The organism is Stenotrophomonas sp. ISL-67, from assembly GCF_018612915.1.
In the GTDB taxonomy this organism is placed as follows: domain Bacteria; phylum Pseudomonadota; class Gammaproteobacteria; order Xanthomonadales; family Xanthomonadaceae; genus Stenotrophomonas.
This window is the reverse complement of sequence record NZ_JAGGRL010000004.1, coordinates 210662-227689: the sequence shown is the minus strand read 5'-3', so window position 1 is coordinate 227689 and position 17028 is coordinate 210662. Positions and strand designations below refer to the sequence as shown.

14 protein-coding genes are annotated in these 17028 nt (G+C 68.2%); 6 read left to right on the top strand and 8 right to left on the bottom strand.

Annotation, left to right across the window (positions count from 1 at the left end; all coding sequences use genetic code 11):
• Window positions 1-260: 260 nt before the first annotated feature.
• On the top strand, window positions 261-1448 hold the full coding sequence (locus J7J08_RS06885; protein ID WP_214903064.1) for a benzoate/H(+) symporter BenE family transporter: 1188 nt from the start codon (window positions 261-263) through the stop codon (window positions 1446-1448).
• A 106-nt stretch (window positions 1449-1554) separates the two neighbouring features.
• Here J7J08_RS06885 and J7J08_RS06880 read toward each other — a convergent pair whose 3' ends face one another.
• The 4 genes from J7J08_RS06880 to J7J08_RS06865 all read right to left on the bottom strand — a co-directional run bounded on the left by J7J08_RS06880 (window position 1555) and on the right by J7J08_RS06865 (window position 6567).
• Window positions 1555-3732, bottom strand: coding sequence for a lytic murein transglycosylase (locus J7J08_RS06880; protein ID WP_214903061.1), 2178 nt, complete (start codon window positions 3730-3732; stop codon window positions 1555-1557).
• Between the two features lie 55 nt (window positions 3733-3787).
• Window positions 3788-4762 carry an L-histidine N(alpha)-methyltransferase gene (gene egtD / locus J7J08_RS06875; RefSeq protein WP_214903058.1) on the bottom strand — a complete coding sequence of 325 codons (975 nt, stop codon included), beginning with the start codon at window positions 4760-4762 and terminating at the stop codon, window positions 3788-3790.
• On the bottom strand, window positions 4759-6054 hold the full coding sequence (gene egtB, locus J7J08_RS06870; protein ID WP_214903055.1) for an ergothioneine biosynthesis protein EgtB: 1296 nt from the start codon (window positions 6052-6054) through the stop codon (window positions 4759-4761). The genes egtD and egtB overlap by 4 nt, the downstream gene beginning before the upstream one ends.
• 123 nt (window positions 6055-6177) lie before the next feature.
• On the bottom strand, window positions 6178-6567 hold the full coding sequence (locus tag J7J08_RS06865; RefSeq protein WP_214903052.1) for a YchJ family metal-binding protein: 390 nt from the start codon (window positions 6565-6567) through the stop codon (window positions 6178-6180).
• A gap of 124 nt (window positions 6568-6691) precedes the next feature.
• Between J7J08_RS06865 and J7J08_RS06860 the strand changes: the two genes are divergently transcribed.
• Window positions 6692-7468, top strand: a complete 777-nt coding sequence (locus J7J08_RS06860) for a TSUP family transporter (RefSeq protein WP_214903049.1) — start codon at window positions 6692-6694, stop codon at window positions 7466-7468.
• A 65-nt stretch (window positions 7469-7533) separates the two neighbouring features.
• Here the strand turns inward: J7J08_RS06860 and J7J08_RS06855 are convergent, their stop codons facing one another.
• From J7J08_RS06855 to folE, 4 genes are all read right to left on the bottom strand, one after another.
• Window positions 7534-10878, bottom strand: a complete 3345-nt coding sequence (locus J7J08_RS06855; protein ID WP_214903046.1) for an SbcC/MukB-like Walker B domain-containing protein — start codon at window positions 10876-10878, stop codon at window positions 7534-7536.
• A gap of 19 nt (window positions 10879-10897) precedes the next feature.
• Window positions 10898-11599, bottom strand: coding sequence for a DUF4194 domain-containing protein (locus J7J08_RS06850; protein WP_214903043.1), 702 nt, complete (start codon window positions 11597-11599; stop codon window positions 10898-10900).
• Window positions 11586-13055, bottom strand: coding sequence for a DUF3375 domain-containing protein (locus J7J08_RS06845; protein WP_214903040.1), 1470 nt, complete (start codon window positions 13053-13055; stop codon window positions 11586-11588). The genes J7J08_RS06850 and J7J08_RS06845 overlap by 14 nt, the downstream gene beginning before the upstream one ends.
• A 94-nt stretch (window positions 13056-13149) precedes the next feature.
• Window positions 13150-13752 carry a GTP cyclohydrolase I FolE gene (gene folE / locus J7J08_RS06840; protein ID WP_214903037.1) on the bottom strand — a complete coding sequence of 201 codons (603 nt, stop codon included), beginning with the start codon at window positions 13750-13752 and terminating at the stop codon, window positions 13150-13152.
• 128 nt (window positions 13753-13880) lie between these two features.
• Between folE and J7J08_RS06835 the strand changes: the two genes are divergently transcribed.
• The 4 genes from J7J08_RS06835 to J7J08_RS06820 all read left to right on the top strand — a co-directional run bounded on the left by J7J08_RS06835 (window position 13881) and on the right by J7J08_RS06820 (window position 17026).
• Entirely contained in the window at window positions 13881-14336 is a 456-nt protein-coding gene (locus J7J08_RS06835) for a MarR family transcriptional regulator (RefSeq protein WP_214903035.1), read from the top strand.
• A gap of 85 nt (window positions 14337-14421) precedes the next feature.
• The gene (locus J7J08_RS06830; RefSeq protein ID WP_214903121.1) at window positions 14422-14631 is read left to right on the top strand and encodes a DUF1656 domain-containing protein; all 210 of its coding nucleotides are present in this window, start codon (window positions 14422-14424) and stop codon (window positions 14629-14631) included.
• A complete protein-coding gene (locus J7J08_RS06825; RefSeq protein WP_214903033.1) occupies window positions 14628-15536 on the top strand; it encodes an HlyD family secretion protein in 909 nt (302 codons plus the stop codon). Before J7J08_RS06830 ends, J7J08_RS06825 begins: the two co-directional genes overlap by 4 nt.
• Window positions 15533-17026, top strand: a complete 1494-nt coding sequence (locus J7J08_RS06820) for an efflux transporter outer membrane subunit (protein WP_214903031.1) — start codon at window positions 15533-15535, stop codon at window positions 17024-17026. The genes J7J08_RS06825 and J7J08_RS06820 overlap by 4 nt, the downstream gene beginning before the upstream one ends.
• Window positions 17027-17028: the final 2 nt, after the last annotated feature.

Here is a 17028-nt window from a genome sequence, read left to right as displayed (position 1 = left end):
TCCGTCAACACCTTCTTTCGAGGGATGTTGCCGCCGCTTTGGCTTGGTGTTCACCGGGGTGAAGACCGCGTCGCAGCGAGGGAGCGAATACTAAAGACTTCTCAAAATTCGTCAAGCGATTTTTTCAACAGCGTACCGACCAACGGTCGGTACCTACCGCTTGTGTAGACACGCCGTGCGCGAATGCGCAGCACGCGCGTTGCGCGTGCTGCGCAGGGCTGCCAACAATGCAGGTTCTTGTCGTCAGGGAAGCATGCGTCATGTCTGCGGTTGCCAAGCGTTCGTTGTTGCGCGATCTGTCGTTGCCTGCGGTGGTGGCAGGCTTCATTACCGTGTTGGTGGGCTTTGCGAGTTCCGCAGTGATCGTGTTCCAGGCCGCACAGGCCGTTGGTGCAACGCAGGCGCAGATCGCGTCGTGGATGTGGGCGCTGGGCCTTGGCATGGGCGTGACCTGCATCGGCCTGTCGTTGCGCTACCGCGTGCCGGTGGTGACCGCATGGTCGACCCCGGGCGCCGCCATGCTGGTGGTGGGTACGGGCGTTGTGACCTACAGCGATGCCATCGGTGCCTTCGTGCTTGCGGCGGTACTGGGCATGCTGGCCGGCTTCTCGGGTGTGTTCGCCAAGGTGATGCGCCGCGTGCCGATGGCATTGGCCGCCGGCATGCTGGCCGGCGTGCTACTGCGCTTCGGGCTGGATGTGTTCGTCTCCATGGGCACGCAGCTGGGCATGGCGCTGGCGATGTTCGCCACGTGGCTGGTGGGACGACGCCTGTTCCCCCGCTATGCGGTGATTGCCACCCTGCTGGTTGGCGTGGGCGTTGCCGCCGCACAGGGCCTGCTGCATGCCGAGCAGCTGCGGCTGGAACTGGCAGCGCCGGTGTTCACTTGGCCCACCCTGTCGTGGCCGGCGGTGTTCGGCATCGCCCTGCCGTTGTTCGTGGTCACCATGGCGTCGCAGAACATTCCCGGGGTGGCGGTGATCCGCGCCTCTGGATACGACACCCCGATTTCCCCGGTGATCGGCTGGATTGGCGTGGCCAACACGCTGCTGGCCCCCTTTGGCGCCTATGGGCTCAACCTGGCGGCGATCACGGCAGCCATCTGCATGGGCCGGGAGGCACACGAGGATCCGGCACGCCGTTACACCGCTGCGGTGGCCGCCGGTGCCTTCTATATCGTGGTGGGGCTGTTCGGTGCCACGGTGGCGGCGGTGTTCGCCGCGTTCCCGAAGGAGCTGGTGGCGTGCGTGGCCGGCATCGCGCTGTTCGGCACCATCGCCAACAGCCTGGCCATGGCCCTGCGCGAGGAAAGCGACCGCGAGGCCGCGCTGGTCACCTTCCTGGTAACCGCCTCGGGCCTGTCGCTGGCCGGGATCGGCTCGGCGTTCTGGGGTTTGGTCGCCGGTGGCATCTGCCTGGTGGCGCTGCGATCCCGGAGCGGGGGGTGATCGGTTGTTGCCGGCTGTACGTGGAGCCGGCCAACGGCCGGCACTACCGGGGCCGAGCGCCCAACCGTGGCCGACCCGATCCGTCGGCCACGCCGCGCCCCCGGCGTTACAGGGGCTTTACTGACAGAGTCTGCTGCAGCACGTGGCGGGCGCCGGGAGCCAGGGTGACTACATCCGGGCCAGCATTGGCCGCTTCCAGGCAGACATAGTCCTTCCAGCCGGCGCCGACGTCGGCCATCCTGGCGGCCCCGGCTTCGCCCGGGTTCCAGGCCACCAGCGAGCGGCTGCCCTGGGTGGTGATCTCGATGCTGCGCTTCAGCCCCGGGTCCTTCAGCACGTAGCGGCCGCCGGCCTGGGTGTAGATGCGGTCGCTGCGGCCGGGGTCGCGCGGGTCGTTGAGCGACCAGTCGCCCTGCTGGGTGCGCGGGGTGGCGTAGTTCTCGAACTTGTCCAGGTAGACCAGGCCATCCAGCCCGGACACGCTGACCTGCATGGCGTCGCTGACCCGGAAGTAGTTGTGCAGGGCCTGGGTGAAGGTGACCGGCTGGCGGCCGGTGTTCTCGGTGACCAGGCGCTGCTCGAGCGTGCGGCCGATCCGCAACTGCATCGTCAGGCGCAGGTCCAGGGTGTCCAGCGCCGGCGGGGCCAGGCTCAGCACCACGGTGCCGTCGGCCTCGCGCTGCGCGCTCTGCAGGGTCCACGCCAGGTTGCGCACGAAACCGTGCGAGGGCACGTCACTGCCCTGCCCCTGCCTGCCGAAGTATGGCCAGCACACCGGGCTGCCGCCCCGGATCGGGGTCGGCAGGGCCTGTGCGGTGGGCGATAGCCACAGGACGTCCTGGCCGCCCTTGGGGATGAAAGAGAGCAGCTGGCCGCCGAACACGGAGATCGCGGCGCTGGCCAGCGGCGTTTCCACCTTCCATGCCGGGAAGCCCTGGATGTCGACGATGCCCAGCCCATCGAGCTTGGGTAGCGCGGCGCCGGGAGCGGCTGGCGACTGTACGAGGCGGGCATGGTTGGGCGGCAGGGAGAACACGGTGCTGTCGGGCATGGCAGTGGTGGGCTTGGGTAGAGGGGGCGCGGTGCGCAGCGCGGTGAGGATGCGTTGGCCGGCACGGCCATCGGCGTCCGGCCAGCCCAGCGCCTGCTGTTCAACCTGGATGGCGCGCCGGGTGGCGGTGCCGACCATGCCGTCGGCGGCACCGATGTCGTGCCCGCGTGCGAGCAGCAGGGTCTGCAGCTCGCGGCGCTCGGTGCGGCCGATGCCGGGGTCATCGGTGGGCCAGGCAGCGACGATGCCGGGGCCGCCGCGCAGGCGATCGGCCAGGGTGGCGATGGCCAGGGCATAGCTCTCGGCGGCGTTGTAGGCGTAGATCGCGTCGTAGTTGCGGAACACCAGCCAGGCCGGGCCCTTGGCGCCGGTAGGCAGCAGCAGCGCGGCGTTGGCATCCTCAGGCAGGCCCGCAGGCGCGAGCGCACCACCACCGATCGGGGCGATGCCCAATGCACGCCAGGCCGCGAGCGGCTTGCGCTGGGTGCGCCCGGCCAGGCTGGCATTGAAGCCGCCGGGGACCTTTACTTCGATGCCCCAAGGCTGGCCGGTGCGCCAGCCGGCCTGCTTGAGATAGTTGGCGGTGGAGGCCAGTGCATCGGGGATGCTGGCCACCAGGTCGCGACGCCCATCGCCATCACCATCCACGGCGATGCGGGCATAGGTGGAAGGCATGAACTGGGTGTGGCCAAAGGCACCAGCCCAGGAGCCGGTCAGGCCATCGGCGCTCAGGTCGCCGGCGTCGAGCAGTTTGAGCAGGGCCAGCAGCTCGCCACGGAAGAACGGCTGGCGGCGTCCGTTGCAGGACAGCGTGGCCAGCGACTGCAGCAGTGGGCGCTTGCCGAACACGCGGCCGTAATCGCTCTCCACGCCCCAGACCGCGACGATGGTGGCCGGATCAACGCCGTACTGCGCCGACACGCTGGCGAGCAGATCGCGGTGCTGGCCCAGGCGTGCCCGGCCGTCTTCGACGCGCTGGGTATCGACCAGTGCGGCCAGGTAATCCCACAGCGGCGTGGTGAACTCCGGCTGCGCATCCAACAGCGGCAGCACGGTGAGATCCGGGGTCAGGCCGGCGGTAAGCCGGGTGAACCCGGTCGCGCTGACGCCCTGCTTGAGCGCCTGCGGCTGCAACGCGGCCAGGCAGCGATCAACATCGTCCCGTGGCGCGGCGGCAACCGTGGCGCTGGCCAGGCACAGCGCACCCAGCAAGCCGACGGGGGTGAACTTCATTGGCGTGAATCCCTGCAGCCAGGTACCACCGCATCATAGCGGCAAGCCACGCCGATCAGGCCCGTTCCAGCAACCGCAGGCCGAATGCGGGGGCTTCCGCATTCCACTGCATGCGCACGCGCAGGCCGGCTTCGGCGATCAGCGCACCGAACGACGCATCGGTGTACTTGTGGCTGTATTCCACCGTCATGGCCTCACCGTCGGCGAAATCGAACGCGCGGCCGGCCACCTGCACGCGCTGCGCGCAGCGGCTGACCAGCTCGGTTTCAATGCGCAGGCGCGGCACGCTGTAACGGGCGCGGTGCTCAAAGCCGTCCAGGTCGAAGTCGCTGCCGATCTCGCGGTTGAGCCGGCGCAGCAGGTTGAGGGTGAACGCCGCAGTGACCCCGGCTGCATCGTTGTAGGCGGCTTCGATCAGCGCCGGGTCCTTGTGCAGGTCGATGCCGATCAGCGCCAATCCGGTGGGACCCATGGTCTGGCGCATGGCATCGAGCAGCGCCACCGCATCGTCGTGGGCGAAATTGCCGAGCGTGGAGCCGGGGAAGAACAGCAGCCTGCGCGCCGGCTCGCGCTGGGGTTCGGGCAGCGCCACCGGGCGCGTGAAGTCCGCGCAGACCGGCAGCATCTCGATCTCCGGCAGCGCCTCGGCCAGCCGTGCCACGCTGTCGAGCAACGCCGCGCGCGAGATCTCGATCGGGGTGTACGCCACCGGATCGGTCAGCGCGTGCAGCAGCAGTCCGGTCTTGCGGCCACTGCCGCTGCCCAGTTCAACCACGTGCAGGTGCGGCCCGACGGCGCGGGCGATATCGGCGCAGACCTGCTGCAGCAGCTGCAGTTCGGTGCGCGTGGGGTAGTACTCGGGCTGGCGGGTGATCTGTTCGAACAGCTGCGAGCCGCGTGCATCGTAGAAGTACTTGGACGGCAACTGGCGCGGGTGCTGCGACAGGCCGTGCAGGATGTCGGCGGTGATCCGCGCGCGGTCGGGCTGCAGGTCGGTCAACGCATCCAAGGCATCACTGACGGTACTCATGCGGCATCCTTGGCCAGGCGCAGGCCGGCGAACTGCCAGCGCGCCGACGGTGCGAAGAAATTGCGGTAACTGGGACGGATGTGGTCGGCCGGCGTGGCGCAGCTGCCGCCGCGCAGCACCCACTGCCCGCACATGAACTTGCCGTTGTATTCGCCGAGGTTGCCCTCGAAGGTGCGGAAACCGGGATAGGCGCCGTATGCGCTGCTGGTCCATTCCCAGACGTCGCCGAACAGCTGCACGTGGCGGTCCTGCGCGCTGTCCAGATCCGCGGCGGAGGGATGCAGGTGGTCGCTGTCGGCGAAGTTGCCGCGTGGCGTCCGCCCGGCGGCGGCGGTTTCCCATTCGAATTCGGTGGGCAGGCGTGCACCGGCCCAGCGGGCGTAGGCATCGGCTTCGAAGTAGCTGAGGTGGCAGACCGGGGCATCCGGGTCGAGCGCGCGCCAGCCAGCCAGGGTGAATTCGCGCGCCAGTGCGTCATCCCAATACAGCGGATGCTGCCAGTGTTCCTGCTGGCACAGGGTCCAGCCCTCGCTCATCCAATGGCCGGGCTCGCGGTAGCCACCGGCCTCGACGAAACTGCGGAACTCGGCATTGCTGACCGGGCGGTTGGCCAGGGCATGGGCGGGCACCAGCACGCGATGCGCCGGCGATTCGTTGTCGTAGGCGAAGGCTGCGTGCCGTGGCCACGCGGGCGCGCCGATCTCGACGATCTGCTCGGGGCTGTGGATCCACGCCAGCGGCGGGGCGGTGCCGGTACTGCGCGGCAGGTCGTCGCGGTAGGCCGGTTGCAGCGGGTTGCTCCACAGCGCGTGCTTGATGTCGGTGAGCAGCAGCTCCTGGTGCTGCTGCTCGTGGTGCAGACCCAGCATCACCTGCCGGCAGGCCTGTTCATCCAGCGTGTCGGCACGCAGCGCGGCGACTACACGTTGGTCGATCAGGCTGCGGAACCGCAGCACTTCGTCCAGCGATGGCCGCGACAGCAGGCCGCGCTGCGGCCGCGCATGGGCCGGCCCGATGCTCTGGTAATAGCTGTTGAACAGGTAGTGCCAGTCGGCGTCGAACGGCACGTAGCCGGGCTGGGTGGCCAGCACGAAGCGCTCAAAGAACCACGTGGTGTGGGCCAGGTGCCATTTGGCCGGACTGGCATCGGGCATGCTCTGCACCATCGCATCTTCGGCGCTGAGCGGTGCGGCCAGTGCCACGCTGCGCGCGCGTACCCGTGCATAACGTTCGGTGAGTGCCGTGGCAGGCGCCGCGACGGCGGACGGGGGTGGGGCGACGACGGTATTCATTGCAGCGAGGATCGGGCAGCCGCGGTGAGCGCCACGTCATGGCGCGGTGCCTATCCGGTTACATGGTTGAAGTTGAATAGGCACCAGCCGTTACCGCAGAAGGCGTTCGCCCATGCGGCGGGGTCAGGGCAGTGCGTCGAGATAGAACCAGCGGCCATCGACACGGACGAAGCGGCTGTGTTCCTGCATCTTGACCGCGCTGCCGCCGCCAATCCTGTAGCGCGCGGTGAAGCGGACCTGGGCATGATCGGGGCCGGTGGTGATGTGTTCGTGCACGGTCAGGCCCAGCCAGCGGGTGCGCTGCCCAGCCGGTTCGTCCAGCGAGAGCGACTCGGGGCGGGTGTCCGGGTGCCAGGATCCCAGCAGGTAATCGGGCAACTGCAGTACGTACGCGCTGTAGCGCGAGCGCATCAAGGCCTCGGCATCGGGCGCGGCTTCGCCGGCATGGAAGCGGGCGCAGCAGGTGGTGTAGGGTTGCGGACGGCCGCAGGGACAGGGATCTGAAATGGCCATGCGGGCATTATGACCCCGGAACGAAGAGCAGCCGACCAACGGTTGGCGCTACCGGCATACGCTGACGTGGCCGGGCGCCGCCTCGAGGCGTATGCTGGCGCGCTTTCCGCTGTGATGCGCTGCCGTGTTCGAGCTGGTTCCCCCTGAGCTGTTGTGGTTGGTGGCGATCGCCTTCATCGCCGGTCTGGTCGATGCCGCCGTGGGGGGTGGCGGGCTGGTGCAGTTGCCCGGGCTGTTCACGGTGCTGCCGCAGCACACCCCGGCGATGCTGTTGGGTACCAACAAGTTCAGTTCGACGTTCGGCACCGCCGCAGCGGCGTTCCGCTACGCGCGCAATGTGCGCTTCCCGTGGCGGCCCGTGCTCTTCGCCGCCGCCACCGCCTTCGTGTTCTCGTTCGCCGGGGCCACGGCGGTCAGCCTGCTGCCCAAGGATGCGGTGCGCCCGCTGGTGCTGGTACTGCTGGTGGCGATGCTGGGCTATACGCTGTGGAAGAAGGACTTCGGCGCGCTGCACCGGCCGCGCGAGATCGGGCGCAGGGAGCTGGCCATCGCATTGGCGATCGGCGCGGTGATCGGCTTCTACGACGGTTTCTTCGGGCCGGGCACCGGCAGTTTCCTGATTTTCCTGTTCGTGCGCTTCTTCGGGCTGGATTTCCTGCGCGCTTCGGCCGCTTCGAAGGTGGTGAACCTGGCCACCAACGTGGCCGCGATCTCGTTCTTCGTGCCCACCGGCAACATCCTGTGGCTGTTCGCGGTGCCGATGGCCGTGGCCAACATCGTCGGCTCGGTGGTGGGCACCCGGCTGGCGCTGCGCGGCGGCACGCCGTTCATCCGCAAGCTGTTCGTAGGCCTGGTGGTGGTGCTGATCGCCCGGATGGCCTGGGATACCTTCAAGGCGTAGTGACACGCCATGCGTGTCCTCGGGGTCTTTGGCGATTCATTGCACTGGACACGCATGGCGTGTCACTACGTGCGTTCGGGCAATTTCAGGCGCTTTCCTTCCTCGTCGTACTCGATCAACAGTACGCCGGAGTCATGGCGGCCGCTGATTTCGACGAAGCAGGCGCCGCCAATGAACGGCTCCAGCGTCATCACCGATTTCAGCGGGGTTGCCACCACCATCTGGAAACCGAAGTTCTCGAAGATGTTCATTGCCAAGGCGGTGAACTCGTTGTCGGCCTTGTCGAACGCTTCGTCAAGCACGACGGCGGCGTAGCTGGGCAGCTGGCTGTCGGCGCCGCCAAGCTGGTAGCGCAGCGCCGCGGCCAGGCAGGTGGTGGCCAGCTTCTGCCGCTGGCCACCGGACTTGCCGGCGCCGCTGCGGTAGATTTCGACCTGCTGGCGGGTAGCGGCGTCCAGCTCGACACCAATGAACTCCACATGCAGGCGCACGTCGAGCACGTTCTCGCGCCAGCGCTTGTCCTCGCCTTCCTGCGAGCCAAGCCGCTTGACCAGCTCACGCAGCACCGCGAACTGGGTCTCGGCGACGTCGCGCTCTTCGGTCTGGTGGTGGGACAGCACCTCGCGCAGGTGCTGGTGGAACTCGAGCACCTCCGGCAGGCGCCGGTCGCTGAGCTCGATGGTCAGCAGCGTGCCGCGGTTGAACGGCACCTGCTCAAGCGATGCATTGACTTCATCAAGGCGCTGGCCAATCGACTTGCGCGCTTCGGCACTGTGCCGCTGCAGGGCCAACAGGTCGTTCTTGCTCTGGTTCTGCAGCAGGTCGAAGAAGCGTTCCTCGTGCTGCGGCAGGCCATCGCGTTCCAGCCGGGCCAGACGGGCCAGGAAATCCTCGGCGGAGGCCACCGATGCGGTGAAGTCGCCGGACTCCTCCGGCCACGCCTGCGCGAAGCGCCGGAAGCAGGCGACCAGCTGGGACTCGACCCGGTGCATGTCCTGCTGGGACGAAGCCAGGCTTTCGTTGATGCCCTTGCTGATCTCGCGCATGTGCGCTTCGAGCGTCTCCAGGCTGAGCCCACCGAAGACGTCCATGCGCTTCTGAAGCCCGGCTTCCTGGGTTGCGCCAAGCGCCGGCAGCACCAGTGCACGGCTTCGCTGGCGCTGGGCATCGAGCTTGTCGCGCTCGCGCGAGAGCTGGATGAGTTCGACGCGGGTGTCTTCGTAGGTGCGCCGAGCCTGCGCGATATCCGCGCGGGCCTGGTCGATCTGCTGCGCCAGGCGCGCCAGATCAGTATTGCCCTCGCGCAGCTCGCGCAGTGCGGTTTCGATGTCCTGCAGGCGCCGGACGGACGTTGCGACGTCCACCTCCTCCCACACCACGTTCACCAGCTGGTGGCAGGCCAGCCGTCGCTCGTTGTCTAGGTCACGCTGACCGCGCATCCGCGCAACGTCCTCGTCGCATGCGGCAATGCGTTGCGCCAGTTCCTGCGCTTCCCTGCGGAACAGGCCCAGCTTTTCCTGGTTGTTGAAGCCCAGCAGCCAGCGACGACGGTCACCAATGGCGTTGCGGTCATCCTTCTCGAACCGGTCGCCAGGATGCTTGACCTGCCCTTCGCGCGAAATGCCGCGCTCGACATCGCGCAGCTGCTTGGCGTCGACACACTCATAGTCAAAGCGCTTGCCCAGTTCGCGGCGCAGCCACGGCTCGAACACGCTGTCGCGAAGCTCCAGCTTGTGCAGCAACGAACGGGCTGACGGCGAGCGTGCAATCGCGTCGTCGTTCCGGCGGACGCGGTAATAGGTCAGGCGCATGCCAAGCTGGGTACGATTCACCCAGGCGTTGACCTCGTTGTAGTGCTTGTCTTCCACCAGCAGCGACTGTGCGAAGCCGAACAGCACGCGCTCTATCGCCCCCTGCCAGGCAGCCTGGTCCGGGTGGACCTGGATCAGCTCGCCAACGAAGGGTAGCGCGGCCTCGGGCACGCCAGTCTCTTCGGACAGACGGCTGCGCAGCTTCTGCAGCGGCGCGGGAATGCTGGAGGGAGTGCGCTCCATGGCCTCCAGCTCCGCGCGGACATCGGCAAAGCGGCGGGTATCGTCCTGCTTGCCGGCCTGGCGCTCGGCGATGGCGTCATCCAGCGCCGCTGCCGCCTGCTGGCGATTGTCCAGCTCCCCCTGCGCACGTCCGATCAGCGCAGCGAAGGCATGCGCGTCGTCGGGAAGTTCGCTCTGCAGTGTGTCGGCCGCCTGGCGGGCCTGCCCGCGCTTTGACTGCCTGCGATCCTGCTCCGCCTGGGCCCGACCCTGTTCGCGTTCGAGTTCTTCGATGCGCTCGCCGCCCTGCTGGCGCCGCTGCAGCTCCAGTTCGGCCAGGTGCTCCTCATGGTTGGCCAGGGCTTGGCGGCGCTGGGTTTCCTCGCCCTGCAGCCCGCGGTTGCGCAGATCGATTTCCTGCAGCCGCTTCTCCAGCAACTGCCGCAGGCGCGATTCGCGGAAACTGTCCAGCCCGAGCTTCAGCGTCTCCTCGTCGGCCCGCTGCAGGTTCATCGCCTTCAGTTCGGCATGCAGCGCACGCGCGGGCAGCAGGGTCTCCACCTGCAGCCGGGCGGTGACTACCGACTTGTGCGCGCCATCCAGTTCGGCGAAATCGCTGACCAGCCGCTCGGCGGCATCGAAGGTCCTGGGCGTATCCAGCATGAAATCGCGCAGGAAGACGTTCAGGTCGCCCAGGTTCTTGGCCGACTGCGTCTTGTGCAACAGGCGCAGCGCCATGTCATTGTCGATGCCCAGCAGGTGGCGGAACCGCTCGGCGTAGCCGGTGAAGCTGTCGAAATGGTGGACATCGCCCAGGCGCTGCTTGAGCCTGCGCAGGTCCAGATCGAAGCCGCCCAGGTCCTTGGCGATATCGAACGGGCGCTCGGCGATGAGGTAATGCTTGCGGACATCGGCGGCGGCCGCACCGTTACCGGCGATCCAGAACAGCCGTACCAGGCTGACCACGCGACCATCGCCGGCGCGGTACTCCAGCACCACGGCGGTCCAGGTGGCGCCCTTGCGCAGGTACTGGGTCGCGATCTCGCCGGTGCCACGGTCCTGCTGGTCGGCCCATGCGCCACGCACGTAGGACACCAGGTTGCGGTCGCGGCCGCTGCGTTCGGCTTCGCGCGCCGCCGCATTGAAATCGACGATCGACGGCGGCACCAGCATCGCCGACATGGCATCGAGCAGGGTCGACTTGCCCGAGCCGGAACGGCCGACGAACAGGAAGCCGCGCTCGGCGATCGGAACTTCGGTCAGGCCGTTGAAGGTGCCCCAGTTGTGCACCTGCAGCCGGCGCATGCGGAACTGCTGCTGGCGCGGATCAGGCAGCCCTTCGGTGAACAGGGCAGGAGTGTTCTTGGAGATGGCCATGCGTTATCGGTCGTTCCGTTCAGGCTTTGGCAGCTGGGGTTTCGCGCAACTGGCGGTAAACCGACGAGAGCGCGGACACGTCTTCGGCGGAGAACAACAGTTTCAGCGCTGGCGACACTTCGTGCCGGTCTTCCTGGCCTGCCAGGCGGGTCAGGATGTGATTCTCTTTCATCTTCTGCACCGCTGCCGCAACACGGCGATTGAAGCCGGCGCGGTCGGTGGACAGGTTCTTCTCGTAGATCGCCAAGGCTTCGGCCATCTCGGTGTCGGCCACGACGGCGCGATTGCCGCGCGCGTCCGCCTCGGCCAGCTGCTGGCGCAGATACAGCAGCAGCACCGAGTCGATGAAGGTCAACGGCGAGCTGCGCAGCAGCACCGGCGCTTCAACGTCTTCGGTGTCGGCCTGGCGGGTGAAGGCCACGCCACTGTCGCGGTCCAGCACCAGTTCCAGGAACAGGTCGGCGAGCGATGAACGGATGGCCGCCTCGCTGCGGATCAGCGCCGGCCACAGCTTGGGGTGGCGCAGCTGGTCGATGCTGGGGCCGATCAGCAGCTGGCACAGCGCGCGGCGCCCGTCGAGCGGCAGGCGGCCGGTGTCGCCCAGGTAGTACACGTCATTATTGCGTCGTGGCAGCGGCGTCACCACCACCGGCTCTGCGTCGAGGTCGTGTGCGGCGGCGTCGACGAGGGCGACGTCGTTGGAATCTTCATGCCAGTTCATGGCGTTTCTCCTGGGTGAACCAAACCAACGGGATGCGGGCCCGCCGCCACTGTCCATCGCCGCCACGCCAATGCGCGGTTTCCTGTTCGCCTTCAACGACCGTGCCATGGCGCGTGCCCAGCGACAGGTAGCCGATCACGCTGCCCAAGCCCTGGGGTGCTTCGCGTTGCGACAGGGCCTGCCCGATGCTCAGTTTCGGTTGAATGGCCAGCAGGTCGTGCAGGTCGCGGCGCAGGGTGCGGAAGTCGATTTCCGACGACGCCACCAGGTCGCCGACGCTTTCCAGTGAAATGCTGGCGGCATCGTTGCGCTGCACGCTGCCGTCGACCTGCGCGCTGCGCGGGTCGTGCAGTTTCCACTGCGACCACGAACGCAGGCGGCTGGTGGTGAGCTGGAGGTCCCGGCCAATGGGCCGCTGGGCGGTGAATTCATCACGCAGCGCCAGTGCCTCGGATTGCGCCTGCTTGAGCAGCTGGTTGAGCCGGCGCTGTTCCAGGTAGCCACGGCTCTGCACGAAGCCGCGCAGGCTGCGGGCGAAGTGCTGCAGCACATCGTGGACCTGGCCGCCGCGGTCGAGCATGGTGCCGGTGAAGCCGCGCAGGAAGGCGCGCTCGTCGCGGTCCAGTTTCCGGGCGAATCCGCGCGCGAGCACGGTCTCCAGCGCCGCATCCAGCTGGGCGCTCTGTTCGGCATCGTTGAGCAACCGCCAGAAGGCCTGGAAGCTGCGCCCGGCGTCACTGTCGCCGATCACGTCCACGCCCTCGAACAGCCGCGACAGCACATCGCCGCGCTCGCTTTCGTCGTCGATGATGCGTTCGCGGAACTCGCGGTTCAGGCGCTCGAAGTCGTCGCGGACGCGGCGGAAGTCTTCAGTGAGGTCGTCGGCCAGGCCGATGATCTGGCGCGCCCGCTCCAGCGCGCGCTTGCCGTCCAGGGTCACCACGCGGCCCACGCCGACGCGTGCGATCTCCGCATCGATGCGATCGCGCTCGTCGCGCAGCGCCGACAGGCGTGCGTCCGGGTCGGATTCGGTCTGCGCGGCCAGCTGCGAGAGCTGTTCGATCACCAGCGCCAAGCGGCTTTCGGTGGCCGCCACGCGGCTCTGTTCCAGGCTGTCGGCGAAACGGATCGCCTGCAGTGCCTGGGTGGACAGCTCGTACTGCTCCTGGTCCGCACCCTCGGGCAGGCGCCGCTCCAGCCAGCCCTGTGCCAGCCAATGGGCGATGTAGGCCTGGGCGGTGCGCGGCAGGTCGCGCGACAGCTCTTCGCCGTTGAGCTGGTCCAGCGCGCGCTGCAGGCGTTCGTGCAGCGCTGCCGCCGGCAGGGTGCGCTCGCCGTCCATCAGCAGGCTCTGCAGCAGGCCGATGATCTCCGGGGCGTTGGCAGCGGCCAGCAGCTTCCATTGGGGCTGTTCGCGCAGGGCGCGGTAACGGGTGATGCGTTCGCGGTGCTTCATGCAGCCAGGACATCCGGATAGACGCTGCGCGGCCAGGCGCCGCGCAGCGGGAGGGGCACCGGCCCGGCACAGGCGTGCCGGGCGCGCGGGGTACTCAGCGCTTGCCGCCCACTTCAATGAAGCGCAGGAACTCGGCACGGGTGCGGGCGTCTTCGCGGAAGCTGCCCAGCATCTTGGAGGTGACCATGCTGACGCCGCGCTTGTGGATGCCGCGGGTGGTCATGCACTCGTGCGCACCTTCCACCACCACGCCCACGCCGATCGGCTGCAGCACGTCCTGGATGCATTGGGCGATCTGCGCGGTCATCTTTTCCTGGACCTGGAAGCGGCGGGCATAGGCCTCCACCACGCGGGCCAGCTTGCTGATGCCCACCACCTTGCCGGCCGGCAGGTAGCCCACGTGCACGCGGCCGATGATCGGCGCCATGTGGTGTTCGCAGTGGCTTTCGTACTCGATGTCGCGCAGCACGATCAGTTCGTCGTAGCCGGCAACTTCTTCGAAGGTGCGTTCCATGTAGGCGCGCGGGTCGTCGCGGTAGCCGCTGAACCAGTCGCCATAGGCTTCGGCGACGCGCCGCGGGGTGTCCAGCAGGCCTTCACGGGTGGGATCTTCGCCGGCCCAGCGCAGCAGGGTGCGCACGGCCGATTCGGCCTCGTCCTGGGTCACCGGGGTTGCGTCGTTGTCTTGTCTGCTCATTACATACAGCACCCGAAGGGGGGCGAGCATCGTACCCGACAGACCCCCCGGGCGTCGCCCGGCGTTGGGCTGCGGTTGGGTCGGGGGTATTGATAGGACGCGAATTAGTAGTATCCTATCTATCTGCCATGAAACGCTCCCTCGACGAACGCACCCTGCTGCAGATGCAGCTCAGCTCCGGCCTGCTCCATTCAGGGCGGCAATGGCAGCGCCTGGCCGATCAGGCCTTGGGCAGCTATGGCATTTCGGCCGCCTGCACCATGCCGCTGCTGCTGATCGGCCGTGCCGGTGGAGGCATCCGCCAGGTCACCCTGGCCCAGCAGCTCGGCATGGAAGGTCCCTCGCTGGTGCGCCTGCTGGACAAGCTGTCGGCCAGCGAGCTGGTCCGTCGCGAGTCCGACGCCAGCGACCGCCGGGCCAACCTGCTGTGGCTGACCGACAAGGGCGAGGCGCTGGTCAGCGAGCTCGAGACCCAGTTGATCGGCCTGCGCCAGGACGTGTTCGGCGAGCTGTCGACCGAGGAACTGCGCACCGTGCTGAAGCTCTGGAAGCTGCTGGCCGATGCGTCCGAACGTGTGACGTAAGCGCTGCCCCTCGTTTCACCTGCCGGTGTTGCGCTGCGACGCCGTGGCATTCCCCTTTCCGCTTTCCTGCGAACTTCCTGCCCCGATGTACGGTGAATTCAGTCTCTATGGTGTGTTCGTCCCGACCCTGCTCGGGCTGATGCTGCTGGCCTACCTGCTCAAGAGCGGGCTGCGCCTGGGCCTGCAGCGCACCGGCGCCTACCGCCACATCTGGCACCCCGCCCTGTTCAACCTGGCCGTGTACGTGATCGTGCTCGGCGGGTTGTTTTCCCTGATGCGTTGGATGCAATCGTGAACAAGATCCTCAAACACACCCTCCCGGTCGTCCTGACCGTGGTTGCCGTCATCGCCGCCCTGCTGGTGCTGCGCCACCTGTGGTCGTACTACATGGATGAGCCGTGGACGCGCGATGCGCATGTCAGCGCGGATGTGGTCCAGGTCGCGCCGGACGTGTCCGGCCTGGTGGAAGCGGTGAAGGTGGCCGACAACCAACCGGTGAAGCGCGGCGAAGTGCTGTTCGTGGTCGACCGTGCGCGCTACCAGATCGCACTGGAACAGGCCCAGGCCACGCTCGGCGAGCGCCGCGCCACGCTGGAGCAGTTGCGCCGCGAGATCGCGCGCGACCACAGCCTGCAGGACCTGGTGGCGGCCGAGGACGCCGAAGTGCGCCGTGCCAAGCTGCAGGCCGCACAGGCCTCCTCCGCCACCGCGCAGGCCGCAGTCGACCTGGCCAAACTCAACCTGGACCGCACCGAAGTGCGCAGCCCCAGCGACGGCCACGTCAACGACCGCACCGTGCGCGCCGGTGACTACGTCACTGCCGGTCGCCCGGTCATCGCGGTGCTGGATACCGGCTCGTTCCGGGTGGACGGCTACTTCGAGGAAACCCGCCTGCGCGGCGTGCATGCCGGGCAGAAGGTCGACATCCGCCTGATGGGCGAGGCCCAGCCGCTGCAGGGCCACGTGCAGAGCATCGCCGCCGGCATCGAGGACCGTTACCGCAGCGAAGGCTCCAGCCTGCTGCCGAACGTGACCCCGGCCTTCGACTGGGTGCGGCTGGCCCAGCGCATCCCGGTGCGCATCCACATCGACAACGTCCCCGACGGCGTGAACCTCATTGCCGGGCGCACCGCCACGGTCACCATCGAGCCGGACACCACGCCGACCACCCCGGCGCACCCGGCACGGGCGGCACTGTGAACCGCCCGGCCCTGCACCGCATCGCCTTCGCGCTGGCACTGACCAGCAGCCTGGCGGCGTGCCGCACGGTCGGCCCCGATTACGCGGTACCGTCCGGTGCGGCGTTCCAGCGCCCGGCCGCCAATGCCGCCTTCATCGACACCGCCAACCCGCAGGTGGCGCCCGGCGCCGAGCTGCCGGCACGCTGGTGGGAGCTGTACCAGGACGCCACGCTCAACGGGCTGGTGGAACAGGCGCTGCGCGACAACGTCGAACTCAGGGTCGCCGACGCCAACCTGCGCCGCGCGGCTGCCGTGTACGAGCAGGCGCTGGATGCCGGTGGCTTCGAATACGAAGCCGAAGCCGGGGTGAGCCGCGCGCAGCTGTCGGCCGAATCGTTCCTGCTCGAGCACGAACTGCCGCCGATCAACCTGGCCGACGGCAAGTTCGCGGTCTCCTACCAGTTCGACCTGTTCGGCAAGCTCAAGCGCGCGGCCGAGGCCGCACGCGCCGATGAACAGTCGGTTGCCGCCGCCATGGACCTGGCGCGGGTCTCGCTGGTGGCCCAGGTGGCCGGCAGTTACGTGGAGATCTGCCACGCCAACCACGAGCTGCACGTGGCCGAACATTCCCTGCAGCTGCAGCAGCGCAGCCGCGAAGTGACCCAACGCCTGATCAGCGCCGGGCGCGGTACGCCGCCGGAACTGGCCCGCGCCAATGCCCAGGTGGCGATGCTGGAAGCGGCGCTGCCGCCGCTGCACGCCCAGCGCCAGGCCTCCGAGTACCAGCTGGCCGCCCTGCTCGGCCGCACCCCGGGCCAGCTACCCGGGGGCGTGGACGCGTGCGAACACGCCCCGACCCTGGCCCAGCCGCTGCCGGTGGGCGATGGCCGCGCACTGCTGCAGCGCCGCCCCGACATCCGCCAGGCCGAACGCCGGCTGGCCGCCGCCACCGCGCGGATCGGCGTGGCCACGGCCGAGCTCTATCCGGATATCCGTCTGGGCGCGTCGCTCGGCGCGGCCGGGCTGCTGGCCGATTTTGGCGAACCGCTGACCCAGCAGTGGTCGATCGGTCCGCTGATCTCGTGGACGCTGCCATCCTCCGGTACCCACGCGCGTATCCACGCCACCGAAGCCGGTGCGGATGCGGCGCTGGCCGAGTTCGACCACAGCGTGCTGCAGGCACTGCGCGAAACCCAGACCGCGCTCAGCCGCTACGCGCACGACCTGCAACGCCTGCAGTCGCTGCAGCAGGCGCAGGCACAGGCTGCACTGGCCGCCGAGCAGAACCGCCGGCTGTACCAGGGCGGACGCACCCCTTACCTGTCCAGCCTGGATGCGGACCGCACCCTGGTCTCGGCCGATGCCACGCTGGCCCAGCAGCAGGCGCAGGTGTCGCGCGACCAGATCCAGCTGTTCCTGGTACTCGGCGGCGGCTGGAACGCCGACGCGGTAGCCCAGGCACCGGTAGTGCCGACTGTTGGTCGGCATGCTGTTGGTTGGCAGGACTAACC